Below are 23,099 nucleotides of genomic sequence, written 5' to 3' on the forward strand. Positions count from 1 at the left end.
GGGCCCTTGGGGAGACAACCTCCTTGCCAAGCTTTACGAGCGTGCATCTCCCCACAAACTCTATGCGCCCGTACGATACACCGTTTTTCAACGTTTTGAAAGGGTGGAATCCTTGCTATCCGATGGCCCAGAAGCGCTCATCCCCGCCGCCGCATCTCTCGTATCGATCCCGGCGTTCATGCTGGCCCCGGATAGCGTGGCCAGCATGAACGCCATCCCGCTGAACGCTAGCGCCTCAAAGACACTCGTCCACTCGTTCCCCACATTCGTATAAGGGTCTGCAATTGCCCTGGGAATATGGAGCATGATCAGCCACAAGAAGATCATCACTCCCACCAGCAGCGAAGCCAGCCGAGCCACGCGCTTCACCATGATCCCCAAGCCGCCCGCAATCAGAGCAACGGCGGCAAAGTACGTCCAGAACATCTGCGCGCCAATCCACGCCGGAACCAGCGATGCCACGAACTTCGGGTACAGGAAGTGGTCGATGCCGAAGACGATCAGGGTTATCGCGAAGAAGTATCGTCCAAGCGGCAAAACCCTCTCCAGCCACTTCGGCAACTCCGGTCTTCCCTCCGCAAACGACAGCGCGGCGATCCACGCCCCACCCGCCAGCGTCAGCTCCTTGAACACATTCGTCCACGCGCCGAGCACGGCCGCAAACGCTCCCGTAAGCTGATTCGGAAGATGCGCGATCAGCACCAGGATCACTAGCATCGCGCCTGTCCAGGCCGCTACCTTCCGTCCCTTCCAGTCGAAGAGGATGCAGATGCCGGAGCCAATCAGCGCCGCACCGACTGCAAACACCCAGAGCGTCCGCAGCGGTATCCAAGCCGGAAACTCCGGAAGGATCACTGGAATAAAGTTCGTGAAGAAGAAATGCTCGAGCCCGATTGAAATCAGGCCGACAGCGTAGAAGGCGCGACCGACAGAAACAAGCCACTTTGGCATGGGGCGAGTCTAGCCCAGATTCCTCCCTCAGACGCAGCCATTTATCCCAAATCTCCAGCCCGCTTCCGTGCTTTTTCCAACCGCCGCTTCGCGTGCCGCGCCCGGGCCTTCATCGCGAGCGTACCGTCCCTCAGCGCCTTTTCGATCAGTTCGCCGGCGATCTCGTAAAGCTCTGGCTCCTCGCTCGCCAGCAAACCGATCCCTTCCACCCCAGCGCAGCGGGCAACATTGCTCTCGTTCTCAAGCTGCACCTGCATCATCCTGGCAGCCCGCAGCCGCTGCTCGCGCGTATGCGCCGTACGCGAAACCACCAGCCCCAGGTGCCATAGCGTCCGGGATTCTTCCGGCGGCGTCTCCGCCAGCAGACCGGCGAGCTCGTCCGCATAGGGTCGCAGCAGCGCCACATCGATGTCCGTTACCCGGCGCGCAACGTCAGAGGCTCTCTTGCGTAGTTCCGCCTCCTCGGCGAACATCGTGCTGACCAGAGCCTTTACCGCGCCGCGCCGCGACACCACCTCACGCGCCATCTCGCGCGCCCGCTCCAGTCCCCACCGCCCTTCGCTGAGTGACCGTGCCAGGCTGTTCACCGCATCTCTCCAGAGAAGCGCTAATCCTTTACTGCAATTCCCTGCAGCTCAAACCGCGCCCCAAACAGCAGTGTCCCCGAGCCCAGAAACGCCCGCGCCGGAAGCTTTCCGGTGAAGTACGTCCGGTAGACCGCGTTGAACCTCTCCCACAGCGAGACGTCGCTCGCGAAGATCTGCAGCGATACCAGGTTGTCCATCGTCATCCCGGCCATCGCCAGTATGCGCTGAATCTCCTGCATCACCAGGTGCGCCTCTTCCTCGGCGGTCTCAGGAACGGTCGTCGTTCCGGGAATCAGCCCGATGCGGCCTGAAAGATAGAGGGTCTTGCCGTCCACCAGCACGGCATCGGAGAAGGGCGAGTCAGGGTTGCTCGAAAGATATTCGCGGCTCATAGTCGGTGACCGCAGTGTATCCGATACCGAACCAGCCTTAGCTGCGAAAGGCTCCGCAACCGGAGCCCTTCGTCACTGATATTGCAATCTTTACTCGCCGCTAACGGCAGATGCCGCGTGGTGCGGGCTACGGCGCGTCGACTTCGCCACCGTGCGCGTCTCGCCGGCCGCATGGCCGTACTGCCACTGCCGCACTGGTCCCACGTCCACATGCACGAACTCGTTCACCGGATAGTACCCCACGCCGCCCGCGTGCAGGCTCAGCGCCGCATCGCGCAGGGTCGTCGTCGCCACACCGGGAACGCGGATGTCGATCGCCTTGGCCAGCATGTGCTGGCTGTGCTGCGCCACGCCGGAGTTCGCCGACCGCGACCGCAGAAGGCTATTGCTCCACGGCGTCCGGTACCCGCAGACGATGTCGATCTCGCCGTTCGGTCTGCCCAGCTTCTCCAACAGAGCGTGCAGCAGGTCGAACTCCTTCGGGTCGTAGCTGTTCTCCGCCTGGGTCCGATGGTCGCGCAGGAAGTAGTTCAGCTTCGCAATCGCATCCGGCAGGTAGATATCGCCCACCCGGTACACCACGTCGATGTTCTCGCCCGTATGCAGATGGTGCAGCTTCAACCGGTACTGCTCCCCCGCGCCGGCGACGTTCGCCGCATCGTTCGCCCGGGAGACTCCACTCAGCCCAAGCAGCGCCACTGCCGTTACCGCTGCCGCAACGCGCAGCCTGATTCCTGTCATTATTCCAACTCCCGGGGGACGATCTTCGGATAAATGGGCAGTCGCAAATGCGATTCGACGTTCGCCATTTACCTCGTTCCAGTTTACCGGACTATTCCCCCGAGAACCACGTTAGAGCGGAGCCTCGCATGTAACTTTTGTGTAACAGAAACCGCCTGGCGAAACCTCGTCCAAACTCTGCCACGAGCGGCAAAATCCAAGCCTCAGTAGCGGCCGCCTTATAGACTAGAGGCATGGTGCTCGACCCCGTCCAGACCCGCGTCCTCGGCTCCCTTATCGAAAAGGAGATCACCACACCGGAGGCGTACCCGCTCTCCCTCAACGCTCTGGTCAACGCGTGCAACCAGAAGTCCAGCCGCGAGCCTGTGTTGAGCCTCGCCGAAGACGAGGTCCGTCAGGCGCTCCACGCCCTCGAGGACCAGGACCTGGTCAGCACTCTGCACGACGCCCGCGTCCCCAAGTACGAGCACCGCATCCGCACTGTGCTGAACCTGCGCCGCGACGAGACCGCCGTCCTCTGCCTGCTGATGCTCCGCGGCCCGCAGACCCCGGGCGAGCTTCGCAGCCGCTCCGAGCGCCTCTATGCCTTCGACGACCTCTCCGCCGTGCAGACCACGCTCGACCGCCTCGCCGCCCGCGAACCGGCCTCCGAGTCCTCCCCGTCCTCCACGGGCCCCCTTACCGCTGTCCTGCCCCGCCAGCCCGGCTCGCGCGAGGCCCGCTACACCCATCTGCTCTCCGGCGAAGCAGTCGTCCCCGCAGCCGCCCCGTTACCCGCTGTCCAGACGACCGGCGATGGCTCCGCTGCCCAGCGCTTTGCAGAGATCGAGGCTGAGCTGGCAGCGCTCTCCTCCACACTGCAGGCCTTGCAGGCCCGGATCGAACGCCTGGAGGCCGAGGCGTCATAACAATCTCATCCCTGCCTCTTGACGCCTGTGAGATGATCGTTTCCCAAGCTCAGAGTGCCTATGTCAACCGTGTCGAACCCGCTTGCTCCCCAACTCGACATCTCCCCCGGACGCAGAGGCTTCGGACGGCGGCAGAGCGACGCACTCAACGAGAGCCTGAGCCGCCTCCTCAACCAGATGCCCGACGGCGTCCTCTGCTGCGACCGGGACTGGCGCATTACCTTTGCCAATCCCGCGGCCGTCGGGCTGCTGCACCTCACCCCCGAGCAGATGAGCACGATGAACCACTGGGAGATCTTCCCCGAGAAGATCGGTACGGAGATGGATCGCATCTACCGCAGGGTCATGGAGACCGGCGAATGCGCCCACTTCGAATCCTTCTGCGATCTCCGCGACGTCTGGCTCGACAGCCATGTGATTCCCACCGCAGAGGGCATCACCATCTACTTTCGCGACATTACCGACCGCAAGGGCGCCGAGCTTCTTCGCGACTCCGCCTCGCGCCAGCTCCTCCAGGTCCTTGAAGCCACCAGCGACGCGGTCGTCAGCATCAACCGCGAGGGAAAGTTCACCTTCCTGAACCGGCGCGCCCGCGAGCTGCTCGCGATCAAAGGCGACCTGGTCGGCAAAAATATCTGGCACGAATTCCCCTTCGTCAGAGGACACGGGCAATATCTCAACTACTACACCCGAGCCATGAACGACGGGCTCCCAGGTGAGTTCGAGGACTTCTACCCCGAGCCCCTCAATCTCTGGCTCTCCGTCCAGATGCGCCCCTCCGACGAGGGCATGGTTATCTTCTTCCGCGACATCACCGCGCGCCGCCAGTACGACATCGCCCTCAGGCAGCAGCAGGAGCTCCTCGCCGTCGTTCAGGAAACTGCCCTCGTCGCAACCTGGGATGTCGATCTCGCCACCGGCAAGATCTCCGTGGGCGACGGCTCCTATCCTGTCTTCGGTCACCCTCACAGCGAGCTGCCCGACCTCCAGGCCTTCACGAAGTTCCTGCTCCCTGAATACTTCCCGGTCCTCGGCGATTTCATCCGCCGAACTAGCGAGACTGGCGAGATGATCGTAGCCGACTTCCCCATCCGTGCCGCCGACGGCTCTATCCTCTGGGTCGAGAATCGCGCTCAGGCACTCATGGTCGACGGCGTCCCCACCCGTCTGCGCGGCCTCTCCATCGACATCACCGACCGCAAGCGCAATGAAGAGGCCCTGGCCACCAGCGAGGAACGCTACCGTATCCTCACCGATCTGAACCCGCAGTGCATCTGGATGGCAGCACCCGACGGCCACCTCACGTACGCCAATCAGATCCTGCTCGACTACCTCGGCTTCACCGAAGAGGATCTCCAAGAAGATACCTGGCTGAAGGCCTTTCACCCCGACGATCGCGAGCGCGTGCGCATGGCCTCGAGTCACTCCGTCGCAACTGGCACCGACTACGATCTCGAAGCGCGCATGATCCGAGCCCGCGACGGCCGCGCCCGCTGGTGGTGGATCCGCGCCCAGCCCCTCCGCGACGAGCAGGGAAAGATCCTCCACTGGATCGGCGTCAACATCGACATTGACGACCGCAAGACCTTCGCCGACACCCTCCAGCAGCGACAGGAAGAGACCGAGCGCCAGCGCGCCGAGCTCGAGACCATCTACCGCACCTCGCCCGTCGGACTCGCCCTCTTCGATCCCGTGGAGTTCCGCTACCTGCGCGTCAACGATCGCCAGACAGAGACCCTCGGCCTGCCACGCGAAGAGATACTGGGCCGCCGCGTCACCGAGCTCGCACCCCTCGAGGGAATCGAAGATCTCTTCCGCCAGGTCGCCGCCGGCGGCACCGTCCGCAACCATCTCCTCGAAGGCGAACTGCCCACGCGTCCCGGCGAGTATCGCTACTGGAACCTCAACTACTCGCCCATCCAGGGCTCCGACGGCCACGTTGAAGCCATCGCCGCCGTCATCCAGGAGATCACCCACCAGAAGAAGGCGGAACAGGCCCTAGTGCAGAGCGAAAAGCTCGCCGCAGTCGGCCGCCTCGCCAGTTCCATCTCGCACGAGATCAACAATCCGCTCGAGGCGATCACCAATCTTCTCTACCTCATCGCCACCTCCGACGAACTCCCCACCAGCCTCGCCGACTACGTCCAGACCGCGCAGAGCGAACTCTCCCGCGTCTGCCAGATCGCAACCCAGACCCTGCGCTTTCACCGCCAGGCCGTCAGCGCCACTCACGTCGCCGCACAGGATCTCGTCGAAGCCGTCCTCAATCTCTACCAGGGGCGGCTGGCCAACTCCGGGATCCGCGTCGAGACCAGCTTCTCCAGTTCGAGCCATATCCTTTGCTTCGAAAACGACATCCGGCAGGTCCTCAACAACCTCATCGCCAATGCCTTGGACGCCATGCGGCAGACCGGAGGCCGCCTGCTGGTCCGCGCCCACGACGCCACCGACCACGCCTGCGACGGCGCCGGTGTCCGCCGGGGCATCCGCATCACCATCGCCGACACCGGCCACGGCATGTCACCCGACGTTCGCGCCCGCATCTTCGAGCCCTTCTACACCACCAAGGAACTCAACGGCACCGGCCTCGGCCTCTGGATCTCGCACGGCATCGTCACGCGGCATCAGGGCCGGATCAGCCTGCGCAGCACCCAGCACCCGGTCCACCATGGAACCATCTTCTCGCTCTTCCTTCCCTGCGTCGAGAACGCCGAGCTCTAAGGCTCACCGGCTGCGAATCAGCACCGCTGTCGCATCGTCGGAGCGAATCGCACCCTTTCCATGGCGCTGCACCGCTTCGATCAGACCCCCCACGCATGCATCCGGCCGCAGAAAATGTTCGCTCAGCCGAGCCGGTCCAAACTCCTCGCCGTCGGCATCCTCAGCCTCGGTGATCCCGTCGGTATAGAAGAGCACCCGCGTCCCCGGCTTCATGTGTATCCTGTGCTCCGGGTACGAGGACGCGCCCAGCCCCAGCGGAAGGCCCGTATCGACCTCCAGAAACGCGCTCTCGCCGTTGATCACCAGCGGCCGCAGGTGACCCGCGCTGGCGAAGGTCATCTCCCGCGACTTCGCATCGAGCACGGCATAGATCATCGTCACAAACTTCCCCATCGGAAAGTCTTCCATCAGCGCCTGGTTCACCCGCACCAGCGTCTCGCTCGGCGACGAGTCCAGCTTCGCCACGGTGCGCAGAATCGCTCGCGTTGCCGACATCAGCAGCGCCGCCGGCATACCCTTGCCTGAGACATCGGCAAGCACGATCCCGTAGCGGTCCTCACCCAGATCGATGAAGTCGAACCAGTCCCCCGCCAGGCTTCCCGCCGGGTGCCACGCCGTCTCGAACGCAAACCCGGGCACCAGGGGATAGACCTTCGGAAACAGCGCCTGCTGAACTACACGAGCATCGTCGGCCTCACGCTGCATCCGGTCTCGCTCCACACGTTCTCGCTGAAACGCGCGCGCGTTTTCAATTCCGACCGTAATATGCCCAGCCAGAGCCTGGAAGATCTGCAACTGCTGCTTGGTAAAAGCATTCGTCTCACGATGGTCGATCGCAAGCACGCCGATGACCTCGCCCCGCACCTTCAGGGGAAAAGTTGCCGAGGAGCGGGTGTCGGGCTCGCATGCAATGTAGTACGGGTCCAGGGTCACATCCGTCGCATAGCGCATCTTGCCCGTCGCGGCCACATGGCCCACCATCCCCTGTTTGCCGATCTTCAACCGCGCGCCTGTGCAGTACACCGTGCAGCCGCGAACGCCATGCAGAACCATCTCGTCGGTCTCAGGGTCGCGCAGCCACACCGAGACCTCCACACAACCGAGCGTAGCTGCAATATCGTTGACGACCCGGTCGAGCAGGGCATCAATGTCCAGGGTCGATGTAATCAGTTGGGCGGCGCGCTGCAGCTTCATCAAGGCCTGAACGAAGTCACAGGACGAATGAATGCGTGAAGGAATCGGCCCGCGTATGGAAATCGGGCGATATGAGGTGGCAACCATATACCCCTCCTGTCGGAGGAACACTTACACATTAGACTACGTCGCGATCACCGCGACACAATTACTTCATCCCCAGCCGCATCCCCCTCATGCGCAACAGGATCGCTCGCGCCTACATCTCCGTCCAGCGCCGCAGCAGGTTGTGATACACCCCCGTCAGCTCCACTCCCACGGGGCTTCCCGGCAGATCCAAGGCTAGCCTCTGGATTGACCGATCGAGATCGAACAGCATCGCTCGGTCTCCATCGCTGCGAATCATGCTCTGGATCCAGAAGAAACTCGACACTCGCGCCCCGCGCGTCACCGGCTCCACGCGATGCAGACTCGTCGCCGGATACAGCACCATGTGGCCCGCCGGCAGCTTCACGCTGTGCGCGCCATAGGTGTCCTCCACGATCAGCTCGCCGCCGTCGTACTCCTCAGGAGCCGTCAGAAACAGCGTCGCCGAAACATCCGTCCTGATCCTCTGCCCTGTCGTTACGAGTTGGCGAATCGCGGTGTCCACATGCGTGCCAAACTGACCGCCTCCCGCATAGCGATTGAACATCGGAGGAAACACCCGCAGAGGAAGCGCCGCCGACATAAACAGCGGCGACCGCGCCAGTCCACCCAGAACCACCTCGCCCAGCTCCGCCGCCAGCGGCGAGCCCTCCGGAAGCTGCTGATTGTCCTTCACCCTCTGCGCCTGATAGCCGGCCGTCACCTTGCCGTCCACCCAGTCCGCGACGTCCAGCTTCGCGCGCATCTGCCTCACCTGCTCGGCAGTCAACACATCGGGAATCGTAATCAACATCTGTATCTATCTCCGTTACAAATTCTCTTCAGCCGCTAGAACTTGAAGTTCACCCCGAACAGCGCGCTCAGCCCCGCCCCCGGAATCAGGTGGCTCGGATGCGGCTGGTCAATATAAAAACGATTCGCCAGGTTGAAGATGTTCGCCTGCAGCTCGATCCGGTCCGTCACCGGCCGCGAGATCATCGCGTTGAAGACCCAGTATCCCGGCACCTGCTTAATGCCCGTCGAAAGCACCTGGTAGCCCTTCTTCTGCGTCCCCGTCGCCGGATCGATATACGTCGTCAGCGGCCCGAACGTCAGCGGCGTAAACGGCACCGTCGAGCTCGCCGTTCGCGCCGCAACATAGTTCGCGCCCAGCCCGGCCTTGATATGCGCCACAACATTCCGCGTCACAAACGCATTGAACGTCTGCTTCGGAACATTCGCCAACGGGTATCCCACCGACGTCGGGAAGAACTTCGAGCTCAACACCTCGCTCTTCAGATACGCATATCCCAGCACCAGGTCCATGCCCTGCGGCAGCCGGCCTACGGCGCTCGCCTGCACGCCCTTTACACGCTGGTTTCCTGCCAGCACGATGTTGTTCGAGTTCGTCGGGTCCGTCTCGCGAGCATTCAGCTTCGTCGTCCGGAACCACGCGCCGTCCAGCAGCAGCCGGTCATTCAGTAGGCTGTACTTCGCGCCCACCTCGTACGTCTCGTTCTCCTCCGGAGGCAGCACGCTCGTCGACACGCTCAGACTCAACGACTCCGCCGAGGGGTTGAAGCTCGTCCCGTAGTCGAAGTAAACGCTGCCGTGCGCGTTCGGCTTATACACAAACGCCGCGCGATACGTCGGCTTGGTCACATCCTGCGAGGCCAGCGTCGCAGGAGTCGTCGTGTTCGGAACATACAGGCTGTACCGCGTGTCGAAGTAGTCCCACCGCACGCCGCCGCTCAGGTCGAACATGCGCCCCAGGTGTACCGTGTCGACAAAGTACAGCCCCACACTCTGCGACTTCACATGCGTCACCGATGACACCGTTCCCGTCCCCGTGAAGGCATCGTGCGGATTCGGGTTCGCCAGGTTCGTCGGCGTCACATTCTTGTACGTCGTGCGCACAGGATTCGACGTCTCCTGCCCGCCCTCAACGCCGCCCACAAAATCGTTCCGCACGCCCAGCACCTTGAACCGTGCCGTCAGCTCTGTCTGGTCCCACAGGTCGCTCTCAACACTCTTGATTGCAATCTGATTGCGATTCACCGCAATCAGATCCGCCGGAGTCGCCGGCGTATACGTGCACGGCGCGCCCGTCACCGAGCTCGTCGGCAGCGCGCTCACATACCTGCCCACCGGAATCGCCTGCGACGCATTCGAGCAGATCTGCGGCTCCGTAATCTGCGCCTTGCGCTGGTAGTTCGCCCAGCGTGCAATGCTGTGCAGCTGCAGATGCTCGTTGAAACTATGCGCCAGCCTCCCGGTCACCACATCCACATCCGCATGCAGATTGTTCGAGTCCGGAAACCCGAAGTACGCATGACGGTTCGCCGGCGCAAGCTTGTTGAACAGCCACGGCAGGCCGTAGTCCGGCGTATCGCTCTCCGTCACGTGGAAGTACCCGATCGTTCCCGGCGTCGCAGAGTTCATCCCAAAGCTGATCGAAGGCGCAACGCCATAGTGCTTGTTCTCCGCATAAGGCCTGCCCGCAACCCCGCCGGCAACTCCCACCGCGTTCACACGAACAGCCGAGCCCGCAGCAAAGTCCTTCAGCGGCTCATTCACGTCCGCGGAGATCCTCCGCGTCGCGTCCGTCCCAAACTGCGTCTGCACATGAATGAACTTATCGGCAGCAGGAACCTTCGTGCTCTGGTTGATGATGCCTCCCGTCGATCCGCGCCCGAACTGCACGCCCGCCGGTCCCTCCAGCACCTCCACCTGCTCATAGTTGAAGCTGTCGCGGTAGTAGCTTCCGAAGTCGCGAATGCCGTCCAGAAAGATGTCGTTGCGCGCCGTAAATCCGCGAATCGTCAGGTTGTCGCCCTGCGCGCCGGCCTCGCCCGCCGCCATGCTGATGCCGGGAACATTTCTCAGAGCATCGCGAAGCGTCGTGTTCTGCTGCTCGTGCAGCACAAACTGCGGAACAACCGCCACCGTCTGCGGAGTATCGATCAGCGGCTGCGTAAACTTGTTCATCGAGACCGTATCCGGCAGCGACGCCGTCACCTCCACCGACTCCGACCGCTTCAGCCCCACCACCATCGTCGACGAGCCCTGCACCGCATAGCTCAGCCCCGTGTCCTCCAGCAGAAGCCGCATGCCCTCCTCCACCGTATGCAGCCCCGTCACGCCCTTCGTCTGAAACCCTGCCAGCGTTCCGCCCGGAAGCTCCACCCTCACCGTGAGCCCCGTCGCCTGCTCGTACGCCTTGATGCCATCCTCCAGCCCACCCGCTGCGATGTTGAAGCGCTTCACCGGAAGATTCGCCACCGGTCCGCCCGGCCCGGGAGAAACCTCGCTGCCCGGCTTCACCGCCGCCAGCGACTGCCGGCTCGACCCCATCACCGTATAAGCCGCCAGCGTCCCCACCGCCAGCCAGCTTCGTGATCCGGCAAATCGTCTCCGCAGGCTCTCCCGCCTCTGGTCCTTCTTCATCGCCTCTTCTCCTCCCAAAGCACCGAAAAAAGCGCGCAATGAGGCATTGACCGCTCAAAGCCAGCCCCGCGGCGGCAGTTCAGGCCGCCGCAAGCACCAGCAAACCGTGATGTTAGGAATGGAGCGAGAACGATCGGCGCATTCGCTTTGAAACAGTTGAAGCGCGCCCTATAATCGCAGACAACTCTACCGTCCTAATGGACCGTAGACCCCAGATCCTCGCGGCCTCCGCCAAGAGATAAATCCGCGGGGGTCTGGCCTCTCTTCCACTCCAGAGCTCCTCGCGAACCGCGAAAGACCCGCCAGATCCTCGCGCAAAGCCCCCAAAATTCTTGTTAAATTGAATATAAGACAAGAGCAGTCCGAGATCAATCAAAATATGCGACAAATCCAGTCTGATATCGGATTTTGGTCGGTATTCGGACACATCAGGCCGTCACACTCCCTCACGCCTCCGTACCCACCAGCCTTCACGCACTGGAGTCGCTAATGCGTTAGATACATAATTCGCTATCAAGTAAGTCGTTCATTCATCGAAAAGCTTTGACAATTTCCATAAATAACCTTGCTTTCTTCCACTAACCATGTCACTCTAGTCAGCACGTAGGAGTTAGCCCGATGAAAGTAACATCGCACAACACGATGCGTAGGTCCCCGGAGACGATTCAATTCGTCGCGGGTGATCGCCGGGCGCTCTATCCTACCTGGCTATAACTCCCAAGTTCGGCTCCTACGTTGATCCGTATCTCAACTTACTGAGTGGTGAAGAGCACAGTTACTTCGACTGTCATCGATCAAACCACTGTTCTCGCCCGTTCCCTCAGTAAGCCCTCCGGCGCCAACTGCGCCGGCACGATGCGCCTGCCCGCGCAGCCGCGAATCTGCGCCTGCAATGGCAAAACCGCCAGTGGTGATAGAGCAGAGTTACTTCTTCTGCCCGAACGGCAGGGATAGAAACCCTGCAGGAGCAAAGACAGTTAAGGACGGAGTCGTCACCTCGACTTACAAGGTTCCTTGTTGCACTTACTCCGAAACTCTACTCGATAGTTCCCTGGCGAAGCATCGTTGTAACTCACAACTCGGCCGGTGGTGTAGATCGCAGTTACTTCGACGCGGCCATAAACCTCCAGCTCACTCGCTGGCAGAAAGGAGCCTCACCATGAGCAGGCCATACATCAAGGGCGGAACCCCGGTCGGCTCCGAGTCGCGGTGCAGAACCTGCAGTAACGCACACATTATGCGCGGCTATCGCGCGTCAGAGATGGTCACCATCTGCAACGAGGTCAATCCGAACGTCGTCGTACCGTTCTCGATCTACGACTGCACCGGCTACTACGACAAGAACCGTCCCGACTGGGAGCAGATGACGAAGCTGGCGATCGACGTCACCACCGCGCCGCTCAAGCCCGTCGGCTTCAAGGTCGGAGCCGGATTCCTCGCAGACGCCGATGAAGACTAACGCATCGCTCGCCCTGAACGACCCCCTCAGGTCCGTCATTCTGAGCACAGCGAAGAATCTCAGTATTTCTTAGGTTTGTGCCGACCCTCATCCCCATAGGTTCGCACCAACCAAAGCTACTGACCAAATCCATTCGCCGGTGGCGAAGACAGCGGCTACTTCGACGGATGCCACGCAGGTTCGAATCCTGCCTTGAGCCTCACCGGCTCATGGGAACCGCCGTCGACCATTCCCCGGCGAAAACCAAACGCACTTTGAAAGGAGGTGCGAGATGAGACTGAACGTACTCAAGCTGAGCCTGCTGGCGCGCCCCCGCACCCACGAGGGAGCGCCCGCCGTACCCATCTCTCCGGAGGCCGCGCTGCGCCGCAGCGTGCTCGCCTGCATGCTCTGGGAGAACGAGTTCTACGAGTCCGGCGAGACCATCGCCGCGCGCATCCGGGCACTCGTCCCCCAGGTCGAACCCGCCGTCGTCGCCGCGCTCGCCGTTGAGGCCCGCACCGCCATGAAGCTGCGTCACGCGCCGCTTCTGCTCGTGCGTGAGATGGCCCGCTACGCCGCGCACCGCGCTCTCGTCGCCGAGACGCTCGTGCGCGTCATCCAGCGCGCCGACGAACTCGCCGAGTTCGTCGCCATCTACTGGGCCGACGGTCGCACGCCGCTCGCCGCATCGGTGAAGAAGGGCCTCGCCGCCGCCTTCACCGGCTTCGACGAGTACGCGCTCGCGAAGTACGACCGCGCCGGAGCAGTGCGTCTGCGCGACGTCCTCTTCCTCTCACACGCGCGTCCCCGCGACGCCGCGCAGGCGGAGTTGTGGAAGCGTCTCGCAGCCGGAGAGCTGCGCACTCCCGACACCTGGGAGGTCGCGCTCTCCTCGGGTGGAGACAAGCGTGCGCACTGGGAGCGGTTGCTCATCGAAGGACGCCTCGGCGCCCTCGCCCTCCTGCGCAACCTTCGCAACATGAAGGACGCCGGAGTCAGCGAGGACTACATCGCCGCTGCGCTCGAGACGATGCGCACCGACCGCGTGCTCCCGTTTCGCTTCCTCGCCGCGGCGCGTCACGCTCCCGAGTGGGAGCCGAGCCTCGAACGCGCAATGTTCCGCTCGCTCGAGGAAGCACCTCGGCTTGTCGGACGAACCGTCCTGCTCGTCGACGTCTCCGGAAGCATGGTCGCGCCGCTCTCGGCTCGCTCGACGATGCTGCGCACCGACGCGGCCTATGGCCTAGCAGTGCTGCTCAGCGAGGTCGCAGAGAAGGTCAGCATCTACACCTTCTCCAACACCTGCGTCGCGATTCCGCCTCGCCGCGGATTCGCCCTGCGCAACGCGATGGAGCTCTCGCAGCGCCACAGCGGAACCATGCTTGGCGCCGCGCTCGACTCCATCCGCGAGCCGTACGACCGCATCATCGTCATCTCTGATGAGCAGTCGCACGACCGTGTCGGAGCGCCCCGCGGACGCGGCTACATGATCAACGTAGCCAGCGCCCGCAACGGAGTCGGCTACGGCCCGTGGACCCACATCGACGGCTTCAGCGAGGCCGTCATCGACTACATCCGCGAGTTCGAGCGAACTAGCCTCAACTAGCAAAACAAAACGGCGGAGAGCATCAAGCTCTCCGCCGCTCCTCTAGCAAGAGGAATCAACCAAGTCAGAAATTCAGCTTCAATTGGAACTCCGTCGTGCGTGGAGCCCCTGACGAGAACGTTCCCGAACCACGCTGCGTGCGCAAACCATTCTGCACAGCATCATTGTTCGGTCCGTTCAGGTAATTCTCCGTCGTCCCTGGACCGCTGCCCTGCGCCAGCGTACCGGTCAACCGGCTAAAGTTGGCCATGTTGAACACGTTGTACATCGCCACCGTCGGAACCAGGCTCACACCCTCGCGGATGCGGCTCAGCTTGATCGGGTACGACAGTTGCGCGTCGAACGAGCGGAACGCCGGGTTGCTGATCGGGTTGCGCGGAGCGTCGGCAATCGGCTGCTGCACCGCGTTCAGCGCCTTCAGCTGCGCCGGAGTCATCAGGCCCGCGTTCACCAGAGCCTGACCGGCCGGCGTCAGCTGACCCGCGTGCGTCGAGTTGTAGTTGCCGATCAGCTTCTCCAGACCCGCGCCCTTCACGTCGTGCATGTAAGCACCCGGATTCGTTCCCGGAATCAGGTCGCCCGTCGTACCGTCACCCGTCACGTCCGTGCGGAAGATCTCGCCCGGAGCGCCCGACGTGTTGTCCAGCGTCAGCGACGTCGCGCCAGCCGAGTAGAAGTGACCCTGCATGCCAACGTTCAGACCATACTTCACCGCAAGCGTGCCGCCGAAGCTGATCTGGTTCGAGTGGTCAAGCTCCGACCGCCCCATGTACTGGTTCGGATTGTCGTAGTCATACGGATACGAGCTGAAGAACTGGTCGCCCGAGCTCGAGCCGCTGATCGGGTTCACGGCCTGCGACAGCGAGTACGAAATCTGGAACACCGAGCTGGTGACGCCCGGCATAGGATGCGTGACCTGCTGCTTCAGCACAATCTGCAGAGCGTCGTACGCCGAGCGCCCTACCGGAAGGATGAACAGGCCTGTACCCACGTTCGGGTTCGCTCCGCCAAACGCAACCTGCGGAACACCGGCGTTTGAAGCGGAGTAGCCGCCCGTGACCTGGTTCAGCGAATCCAGCCCGTTGCCCGAGAAGTCGTCAATCACAGCGCCTTTGTTGATCGCGCAATTGATCGCCGCAGTCGTAAAGCCGCCCGAGCAGCCAAACTGAGCCGTCGTCGCGGCAATCGCAGACTGCGCCGCCGTCTGGTTCAGGAACCGCGCCGCGCCGACGTGGTTCACGTCGATCAGCATCGGAACCTTCAGCGTTGCATTGTGCACATAGTCCACGCTCAGGATCGTTCCACGCGCAATCTCACGCTGGATACCGCCGTTGATCTGGATCGAGTACGGGCTGACAAACGGAGCGCCGTAGATGCCGTTGGCATACAGGCCGCCGCCGCTCGAACCGATGTAAGCGGGATTCGGTCCACCCGTCTGCGAAGCCGCCTGGTACATCGCCTTCAGCTTCGCAATCTGCGGAGCTGCCTGCGCAATCGGCTGATTGCAGATCGTCGACAGCGAGACGCCATCCACCGAGTTGATGTTGGTTCCGTCCGGCAGGGTAATCACATTGATGCCGCCGCACACGCGCACGTCGTTCCAGTAGTTGCCGTTCACGTTCACCACTGAGCTGCGAGCGTTCGACGAATTGTTGAACACATCGCTCTCGTAGAAGATGCCCATGCCGCCGCGGATCGAAGTCTTGTGATCCCCGGGGCTGAACACGAATCCAGCCTGTGGTCCAAAGTTCGCCCACGGCTGGTGCGTCTTCTTGCCCAGACCCTGCTGGAACTGATCGAACAGAGGCGTGTTGCCCGTGCAACCCGTGAACTGCATCGAAGGATCGACGCTCGAGCACAACGGTGTCGAAAGGTCCTGGTTCGCACGGTCGGTGTCCACGCTCCAGCGCACGCCGGCGGTCAGCGTCAGATACGACGTAGCCTTCCACGTATCGGCGATGTAGGCGCCCGAACGCCAGTCTTGCTGGCCGCCGCCCTTCAGGCCGAAGCCCGACCTCTCGCTAAAGAACCCGTTGCCGTTGCCCAGCGTAAAGTAGCGAGCCGAATAACCATTGATCGGATCGCCCGCGCAAGGACCCGCACCGGTAACGCCGCCGCAGTTCGCCAGCTGATTCGCCGAGCTGAATCGCGTGAACAGCGATGCTCCGTAGAACTCCGCAAAGCCGCCACCCAGAATCCGGTTCATGCTCGCGCCGAACTTCAGCGTGTGCGTGCCCTTCGTCCACGTGCCGTCATAGCGAAGCTGCTTGTCCGACTGGAACGTTCCCTGCGGTGCAAGGTAGTTCGGGCCGGCATAGAAGTTGTCCACCGTGTCATACAGCGTCACGCCGCCGCCAACAGTCGGAAGCGGGTTGTAGATCGAAGTCAGCCCGCCCGTTCCGTCGCCGAGAATGTTGTGGAACTTCTCATAGCCGCCGCGGATCGAGTGCGTGAACCGGCCGGTGACAAAGTCAGCGCCGCCTACGATCGCAGGCGTGTTGTTGCGCGACTTGAACAGCGAATAAAGCTGCGAGTAGTTCGAGGTGTCGGCATTCACGTTGTAAACGCCGCGAACGAAGTAGTGAACGCCCTTGGGTCCGTTGTAATCCAGGCGGGCCGTCGAGTACGTATCGCGGAACGGCGCCGGAGTGAACGGATGCTGGGTCGTGATCGAGGAGAAGATCGGGCTGGTCGTCGCCGAGGCCTGCTCATCCTGCTTCACGCGCTCCACCGCGCCGAAGAAGAACAGCTTGTCCTTGATGATCGGTCCGCCCACGCTGCCGCCGAAGTTATTGCGCTGGAACGGCGCATCGAAGCCGTTCGTCGTCCGCGCAAAGCCCACGCTGTGATCCTGAAAGTTATAGAAGAGTTGTCCGTGAATGCCGTTCGTGCCCGAACGCGTCGCCATCAGAACCTGCCCGGTCGAAGTCACCTCGCCCGAGACGTCCTGCGTCGAGCGGTTCAGCTGGAACTCGTCCACTGCCCCCACCGGAATGTTGAAGAGTGTCGTGCCGACAGTCTCGTCGGTCACGTCCTGGCCGTCCAGAAGGATACGCGTCGTGCGGCCCGAGACTCCGCCCACCGAGATCGCCGAAAATCCAGCCTTCGTCGGATCGAAGTTGTCGCCGCTCTGCAGAATCACGCCCGGCTGCAGCTGCGCCGCATCCAGAACGTTGCGCCCGTTGATCGGAAGCGAGTCAATCTGCTCCCGAGAGATCACGTCGGAGACGCCCGCCTGGTCCGTGTTCACCTGAACCGCGCCCGCGTTCACCTCCACCGTCGTATTCGACGAGCCAATCGAAAGGTGGTAGCTGCCGCTGGTCACCGTTCCGGTCTTCACCACCGTGTTTACCGACAGCGTCTGGAACCCCGGCGCGCTAACCGTAATGGTGTAGTTGCCAGGCGTCAGAGGCCCGACACTGTAATAACCCGACGAGTCAGTCGTGATCTCGCGGGCCGTACCCATATCTGTGTTTTTGATTAGTACCTTCGAGTTCGGAACAACGGCGCCGGTCGAGTCAGTAATAGCACCCTGAATCGAACCTCCGTTTACCGAAACGGCCTGACCCACGCTGAACGCCGTCACCGACAACAGCACCAACACAAGCGCAACAAATCTCTTCATCGATCGAAGCTCCCCCTTCTGCCGCGCACCACACCCGGGCGCTCTTCCTTGCTTGCAGCGAGGGGCCCCAAAATCTGTATGACGACGGACACACTTGCCGATGCATTTCAGCGACCATTTCCGACAAGCAGCTCCAAAGTGGGACAAATCACTCTTTATAAAACCTTTATTAATCGCCTGTCATGGGCGCTATTCGCACACCGGAAACTAGCAATTCCATTTTCGGGACGACATTCTTCAAAAAATAATATTCCTGAAAATAGGCATTAACTTAGGGTAGGTCGTGCTTTAGACACATGCACCTACAAAAAGTTGTGGCAAAAAATGCGACTCCAAAGCATTTTTCATACCATCGTTCTGCACTTGAAGACTGTGAATTACCCTCCTTGGCAGATCAGGCAGCCTGCCGCCCATCGCCAAGGGTCTCCGCTCCGTCAACCCTTCAACACACGCCGATGGGGCCAGACCCCCGCGAAACCTCTATAATGGAGGTTAGAAACCATGGCAGACGATCAGAACCCCCAGCTCCCGCTCGGTACCAACCCAGACAACCCAAACGGCTCAGACAACACCATGAGGGGCCCCGGTGCGGCGCTGTTGCTCCCCATCAATATTGAAGACGAGATGCGCCGGTCGTATCTCGACTACTCGATGTCCGTCATCATCGGACGCGCCCTGCCTGACGTCCGCGACGGACTCAAGCCCGTCCACCGCCGCATCCTCTTCGGCATGCAGGAGATGGGCCTCCAGTACAACAAGAAGTACACCAAATCCGCCAAGGTCGTCGGCCATGTCATGGGCAACTACCACCCCCACGGCGACTCCGCCATCTACGACACCATGGTCCGCCTCGCGCAGGACTTCTCCCTCCGCTACACCCTCGTAGACGGCCAGGGAAACTTCGGCTCCATCGACGGCGATCCGCCCGCCGCCATGCGTTACACCGAGTCCCGCCTTACCCGCATCGCCGGCGAAATGCTCGCTGACATCGACTCCGACACCGTCGACTTCTCCCCCAACTACGACGAGTCAACGCTCGAGCCCACCGTCCTCCCCGCGCGCATCCCCAACCTCATCATTAATGGTGGTGGCGGAATCGCCGTCGGCATGGCGACCAACATCCCGCCGCACAACCTCACCGAGGTCATCAACGCCTGCATCGCGCTTATCAATAAAGAGAAGTCCGACAACCGCCTCGACATCGCCCTCGTCCTCGAGCACGTCAAGGGTCCCGACTTCCCCACCGGCGGCTACCTCTACGGCCGCGCCGGAATCGCCCAGACCTACAACACCGGCCGCGGACGCTTCATCATGCGCGCCAAGGTCGGCACCGAGAACATCTCCGGCGGCCGCCAGGCGATCATCGTCACCGAGATCCCCTATCAGGTCAACAAGGCCAACCTCATCAAGCGCATCGCCGAGCTCGCCAACGAAAAGATCATCGACGACATCTCCGACGTCCGCGACGAGTCCGACCGCGACGGCATGCGCATCGTCATCGAGCTCAAGCGCGGCGCCGAGCAGCAGATCGTCCTCAACCAGCTCTTCAAGCACACCCCCATGCAGGAGAGCTTCTCCATGATCTTCCTCGCCGTCCACAACGGCCAGCCGAAGGTCCTCCCGCTCGACCACGCCATCCGCGCCTTCCTCGAGCACCGCATTGAAGTCGTCCGCCGCCGCACCGCGTTCCTCCTCGGCAAGGCCCGCGACCGCGAGCACATCCTGCTCGGCTACCAGATCGCGCTCGACCACCTCGACAACGTCATCAAGATCATCCGGCAGTCCTCGAGCCGCGCCGACGCCCGCGAGAACCTCTTCGCCTACTTCTCGAACAAGCGCATCAACCTGCGCGGCACCGAGCTCGCAGGAGTCAAGCTCGACCCCGCCAAGTACAACGTCGACTTGACCTTCTCGACCACCGGCACCCTCATCCTCTCCTACCGCCAGGTCGACGCCATCCTAGAGCTGCAGCTCTACCGCCTCACCCAGCTCTCCATCGACGAGCTGTTGAACGAGCTCAAAGCCGTCCGCGACAACATCGCCGAGTTCGAGTCCATCCTCGCCTCCGAGAAGAAACTCCGCCGCGTCATCGTCAAGGAGCTCGAAGAGGTCCGCGACCGCTACGGCGACGCACGCCGCACCCAGATCGTCGACGAGACCACCGAGATCCAGCTCGAAGACCTCATCGCCGACGAGCAGGTCGCCGTCACCATCTCCAACACCGGCTACCTCAAGCGCACGCCTATCTCCACCTACCGCCAGCAACGCCGCGGTGGAACCGGCCGCCTCGGCATGAAGACCCGCGAAGAGGACTTCGTCGCCCAGCTCATCGTCGACTCCACCCACGCCTACCTGCTCTGCTTCACCAACACCGGCCGCGTCTACTGGCTCAAGATCTACGAGATCCCCGACGTCGGAGCCGCCGGCAAGGGCAAGGCCATGGCCTCCCTCATCGCCCTCCAGCCCGGCGAAAAGGTCGTCACCATCCTCGGCATCCGCGACCTCACCGAAGACGGCAAGTTCATCTTCTTCGCCACCCGCAACGGCACCGTCAAGAAGACCCCGCTGCCCGACTTCTCCAACGTCATGGCCCGCGGCATCATCGCCATCAGCATCGACAAGGACGACGAGCTCATCGCCGCCCGCACCACCACCGGCGACGACGTCATCTTCCTCGCCACCCACGAAGGCATGGCCATCCGCTTCTCCGAGGCCTACGATCCCGAAAAGTCCGGAGGCCTGCGCCCCATGGGCCGCAACGCCGCCGGAAACAAGGGCATCACCCTCCGCAAGGGCGACTACGTCATCGGCACCGCCGTCACTCCCTCCGCCGAGTACCGCGACAACCGCCGCGACGAGCTCGCCGTCGAGACCAGCCTCGTCAAGGACCTCGCCAAAGTCCACGCCGAGATCGACGCCGCCGACGCAGCCCTGCTGAAGGCCCGCGAGGCCTCCAACGGCGAAAAGGAGACCGAGGCCACCAAGGCCGCCCGCAAGCGCCGCGACGACGCCTACGAGAAGCGCGACGTCCTCGACGAGAAGCTCGGCCTCAGCCCCTGCCTCATCCTCTCCGTCACCGAGAGCGGATTCGGCAAGCGCACCAACGTCGAGGAGTACCGCCTCACCCACCGCGGAGGCTCCGGCGTCATCAACATGAAGACCACCACCAAGACCGGCAAGGTCTCTTCCGTCCAGCTCGTCAACGACACCAGCGAGCTGATGGCCATCAGCCAGTTCGGAAAGATCATCCGCATCGACACCAAGTCCATCCGTGCCGCCGGCCGCTCCACCCAGGGAGTCAAACTCCTAAACCTCGAATCCGACGACAAGGTAGCCGCCGCCGTAGTCATCCCACCCGACGAATCTAAGTCAGAACCAGAGCAGGGATTATTGCAGTAGGAGTTTCATTCAGCTAGTTGCGAATGCCACAATTTTTTCGCACGCTCTGTCCAATGAGGGCGGAATCGCTTTTGCTTCGGCCAATCTTTGCAGAAGATGGCTGACATAGATTGTGTTTTTATGCAGATCACCTGCATGGCCTGTGTCCGCAATAGCTTTTTCAACCATGGATCCCCACTGTTCTGCGCCTTGAATACCTAAAGCAACAATAGATTCACGTTCGACAATGTCTGCTAGGTCAGAAGGCCAAATGATTAAATTCTCTAAAGATAGAACCCCTGATGGAAAGACTTGCGTTTCGTCTTCTTCGAAAAGCTTGAGCATTGCTAAGTTATCTCGCTTGTGGTCCGCGGTTAGAGATGGGCAGAGCTCCTTGTGATTGGTGACTTTGTTCATCTTCATGAGCTTGTCACCATCCGCATCAAGGATCACAAGCAACGGAATATTTAGTCCCTTCGCAATAATCGCGGGGCGTATGAGTTCACTCTTTCCATTGACGTGGACTATGTGCACCCCTGATCGCCTGTATTCCTCCCAGCGATTTGACAGAATCATCCAAGTTTGGAGATATGCAACGTCCTCCAAACCTTCTACTAAAACCAGCTTCCGCGTGAAAAACATTTCTGAAAGTGATGGTTGGAGAGCTTGGTGCAACTTAGCGGTTGTAGCCGTGACGTTCTTGATTGGTTTGTTAGTAAGATCAGAAAATTTCTTAGCGAGAGCTTCAAACGTATATTGGTGAATGTTTGCGGACATCTTCTGCTGATCTCGACGTACCATTCGAACGCTTTCGAAATTTTCTCCAGATATGAAATATGGGCTGTGAGTCGTTACTAGAATTTGTGAATTGTCGCCAGCGAGGCGTTCAAAGACTCCTGCAAGATGTTTGCCTTGCGGAGGATGTTGATACAGCTCTGGCTCCTCACAGCCAAGAATCAATGTTGGAGCATCCTTGGAATCAAACGTAGAAAGTTCCTGAAGAAGGGCAAGAAGAAAGCTGCGCTGTAAGCCATGGCCTAACCGCGCCAACTTGCCTTCAAATCCGTTTTCACCAGCCACAACACTGGCCAATGGAGGTTGAACTTTAACTGCTGCGTTAGAATCTTGTTCCCATTCAATACGAAGAGTTGTGTCGGGATGTGCCCACTCGCTCAATTTCTTTTGTAGTGAAACCGAGATGCCATCGAGTGCGCCCTGATTGGCATCTAGCATCGTTTGATACTTTTGTCTGGCGTCTGCGGCAATTGTCTCGATAGAAGATTGAAAATTGGTTTGCGCACTAACGGTTCTTGTCAGTAGTTTCCCCAGAGCACTATTTCGGGTGCCAATTTGCTCTTCACTGGCATTTTTAACAGCTGGAATATATATCCATTGAATATAATTCGAGAGTTTGTCCTTCCCGCCACTTACTCCGTAGAACTGATCATCGCTTCTAAGAGGTACGCAAAGATCTGAATGTGCTGCCTCAAAAGACCGGAGGCCATCCGCCATTCCATCTTTGGTAGTTTTCAATTTGAGTGCAGCAAGCTCGGGATTATTCTTTTCAATTTCTTGAAAAATGGTTTTCAATTCCCCAGCCGTAGCGTTGTCACCCATTTTCTTAAAGAATGGGGAAAAATCCTTCATCCCCATCCTTTGTCCATATTGTTTAACTTCGGCTTTGCCTGTCTTAGGATCAAATACTGCTTCCGTCGTAACAATCAACCGATCTTGACGGACATAATCACTCAATTCTTTTTTTGCTTCATCAGAAAGATCTTTAAACGTAACAGTAATCTCAATCGGCTTGGAGATGTCTTGAAGGTGAAAGTCTTCCGCCGCTAGCGATGCTAAGTCTGTCGGCGCGCTTTCTAGATTTCGAAAGAAGATGTTAAGAGCACAGAGGACAGTCGATTTACCGGCACCGTTAGGTCCAACAAAACAAGTGTAATTGTCGAGGTTTACTGCCGCATCCTTGATGCAGCGAAGGTTCTTGATGGAAACACTTTCAATTCGCACGAGCCCTCATCAATAGTGCGTAA

General features: G+C 60.7%; 14 protein-coding genes. 5 read left to right on the forward strand and 9 right to left on the reverse strand.

The genetic code is table 11. The features are described 5' to 3' along the window. Positions 1 to 87: 87 nt before the first annotated feature. From Q363_RS08630 to Q363_RS08645, 4 genes are all read right to left on the reverse strand, one after another. Positions 88 to 951: a hypothetical protein gene (locus tag Q363_RS08630; protein ID WP_035349389.1), complete on the reverse strand. Its 864-nt coding sequence runs from the start codon at positions 949 to 951 to the stop codon at positions 88 to 90. 41 nt (positions 952 to 992) lie between these two features. Beyond that, positions 993 to 1,538, reverse strand: a complete 546-nt coding sequence (locus tag Q363_RS08635) for a hypothetical protein (RefSeq protein ID WP_157466655.1) — start codon at positions 1,536 to 1,538, stop codon at positions 993 to 995. A gap of 20 nt (positions 1,539 to 1,558) precedes the next feature. Beyond that, complete coding sequence (locus Q363_RS08640; protein WP_035349392.1) at positions 1,559 to 1,930, reverse strand: RidA family protein; 372 nt, start codon at positions 1,928 to 1,930, stop codon at positions 1,559 to 1,561. Positions 1,931 to 2,020: 90 nt separating this feature from the next. After that, positions 2,021 to 2,671 (reverse strand): peptidoglycan L,D-endopeptidase MepK, encoded by a 651-nt coding sequence (locus Q363_RS08645; protein WP_084080144.1) that lies wholly within the window; start codon positions 2,669 to 2,671, stop codon positions 2,021 to 2,023. A 233-nt stretch (positions 2,672 to 2,904) separates the two neighbouring features. Here Q363_RS08645 and Q363_RS08650 point away from each other — a divergent pair, with 233 nt between their 5' ends. Next, positions 2,905 to 3,579 (forward strand): YceH family protein, encoded by a 675-nt coding sequence (locus Q363_RS08650; protein WP_035349393.1) that lies wholly within the window; start codon positions 2,905 to 2,907, stop codon positions 3,577 to 3,579. Between the two features lie 60 nt (positions 3,580 to 3,639). Next, the gene (locus Q363_RS35925; protein ID WP_051978569.1) at positions 3,640 to 6,300 is read left to right on the forward strand and encodes a PAS domain-containing protein; all 2,661 of its coding nucleotides are present in this window, start codon (positions 3,640 to 3,642) and stop codon (positions 6,298 to 6,300) included. A 3-nt stretch (positions 6,301 to 6,303) separates the two neighbouring features. On the opposite strand, the gene Q363_RS08660 is transcribed toward Q363_RS35925, so the two are convergent. The 3 genes from Q363_RS08660 to Q363_RS08670 all read right to left on the reverse strand — a co-directional run bounded on the left by Q363_RS08660 (position 6,304) and on the right by Q363_RS08670 (position 11,007). Beyond that, the gene (locus Q363_RS08660; protein WP_035349394.1) at positions 6,304 to 7,581 is read right to left on the reverse strand and encodes a GAF domain-containing SpoIIE family protein phosphatase; all 1,278 of its coding nucleotides are present in this window, start codon (positions 7,579 to 7,581) and stop codon (positions 6,304 to 6,306) included. 112 nt (positions 7,582 to 7,693) lie between these two features. Further along, entirely contained in the window at positions 7,694 to 8,374 is a 681-nt protein-coding gene (locus Q363_RS08665; RefSeq protein ID WP_035349395.1) for a Fe2+-dependent dioxygenase, read from the reverse strand. A gap of 35 nt (positions 8,375 to 8,409) precedes the next feature. Next, a complete protein-coding gene (locus Q363_RS08670; RefSeq protein WP_035349396.1) occupies positions 8,410 to 11,007 on the reverse strand; it encodes a TonB-dependent siderophore receptor in 2,598 nt (865 codons plus the stop codon). A 1,159-nt stretch (positions 11,008 to 12,166) separates the two neighbouring features. Between Q363_RS08670 and Q363_RS08675 the strand changes: the two genes are divergently transcribed. Together Q363_RS08675 and Q363_RS08680 are read left to right on the forward strand one after the other, a co-directional pair. Beyond that, positions 12,167 to 12,466, forward strand: coding sequence for a hypothetical protein (locus tag Q363_RS08675; protein ID WP_035349397.1), 300 nt, complete (start codon positions 12,167 to 12,169; stop codon positions 12,464 to 12,466). A 271-nt stretch (positions 12,467 to 12,737) separates the two neighbouring features. Beyond that, a complete protein-coding gene (locus tag Q363_RS08680; protein ID WP_035349398.1) occupies positions 12,738 to 14,054 on the forward strand; it encodes a TROVE domain-containing protein in 1,317 nt (438 codons plus the stop codon). A gap of 64 nt (positions 14,055 to 14,118) precedes the next feature. Here the strand turns inward: Q363_RS08680 and Q363_RS08685 are convergent, their stop codons facing one another. Next, positions 14,119 to 17,679, reverse strand: coding sequence for a TonB-dependent receptor (locus Q363_RS08685; RefSeq protein ID WP_035349399.1), 3,561 nt, complete (start codon positions 17,677 to 17,679; stop codon positions 14,119 to 14,121). A gap of 501 nt (positions 17,680 to 18,180) precedes the next feature. Between Q363_RS08685 and gyrA the strand changes: the two genes are divergently transcribed. Next, positions 18,181 to 21,078: a DNA gyrase subunit A gene (gene gyrA / locus Q363_RS08690; protein ID WP_035349400.1), complete on the forward strand. Its 2,898-nt coding sequence runs from the start codon at positions 18,181 to 18,183 to the stop codon at positions 21,076 to 21,078. Positions 21,079 to 21,087: 9 nt separating this feature from the next. Here the strand turns inward: gyrA and Q363_RS08695 are convergent, their stop codons facing one another. Next, the gene (locus Q363_RS08695; protein WP_035349401.1) at positions 21,088 to 23,076 is read right to left on the reverse strand and encodes an ATP-dependent nuclease; all 1,989 of its coding nucleotides are present in this window, start codon (positions 23,074 to 23,076) and stop codon (positions 21,088 to 21,090) included. Positions 23,077 to 23,099: the final 23 nt, after the last annotated feature.

Origin of the sequence: Edaphobacter aggregans DSM 19364 (assembly GCF_000745965.1) — a bacterium.
GTDB lineage: Bacteria > Acidobacteriota > Terriglobia > Terriglobales > Acidobacteriaceae > Edaphobacter > Edaphobacter aggregans.

Coding starts and splice junctions, on each gene's coding strand:
- Q363_RS08630 (WP_035349389.1), bottom strand. CDS start 951: ATGCCAAAGTGGCTTGTTTCTGTCGGTCGCGCCTTCTACGCTGTCGGC.
- Q363_RS08640 (WP_035349392.1), bottom strand. CDS start 1,930: ATGAGCCGCGAATATCTTTCGAGCAACCCTGACTCGCCCTTCTCCGAT.
- Q363_RS08645 (WP_084080144.1), bottom strand. CDS start 2,671: ATGACAGGAATCAGGCTGCGCGTTGCGGCAGCGGTAACGGCAGTGGCG.
- Q363_RS08650 (WP_035349393.1), top strand. CDS start 2,905: ATGGTGCTCGACCCCGTCCAGACCCGCGTCCTCGGCTCCCTTATCGAA.
- Q363_RS35925 (WP_051978569.1), top strand. CDS start 3,640: ATGTCAACCGTGTCGAACCCGCTTGCTCCCCAACTCGACATCTCCCCC.
- Q363_RS08660 (WP_035349394.1), bottom strand. CDS start 7,581: ATGGTTGCCACCTCATATCGCCCGATTTCCATACGCGGGCCGATTCCT.
- Q363_RS08665 (WP_035349395.1), bottom strand. CDS start 8,374: ATGTTGATTACGATTCCCGATGTGTTGACTGCCGAGCAGGTGAGGCAG.
- Q363_RS08670 (WP_035349396.1), bottom strand. CDS start 11,007: ATGAAGAAGGACCAGAGGCGGGAGAGCCTGCGGAGACGATTTGCCGGA.
- Q363_RS08675 (WP_035349397.1), top strand. CDS start 12,167: ATGAGCAGGCCATACATCAAGGGCGGAACCCCGGTCGGCTCCGAGTCG.
- Q363_RS08680 (WP_035349398.1), top strand. CDS start 12,738: ATGAGACTGAACGTACTCAAGCTGAGCCTGCTGGCGCGCCCCCGCACC.
- Q363_RS08685 (WP_035349399.1), bottom strand. CDS start 17,679: ATGAAGAGATTTGTTGCGCTTGTGTTGGTGCTGTTGTCGGTGACGGCG.
- gyrA (WP_035349400.1), top strand. CDS start 18,181: ATGGCAGACGATCAGAACCCCCAGCTCCCGCTCGGTACCAACCCAGAC.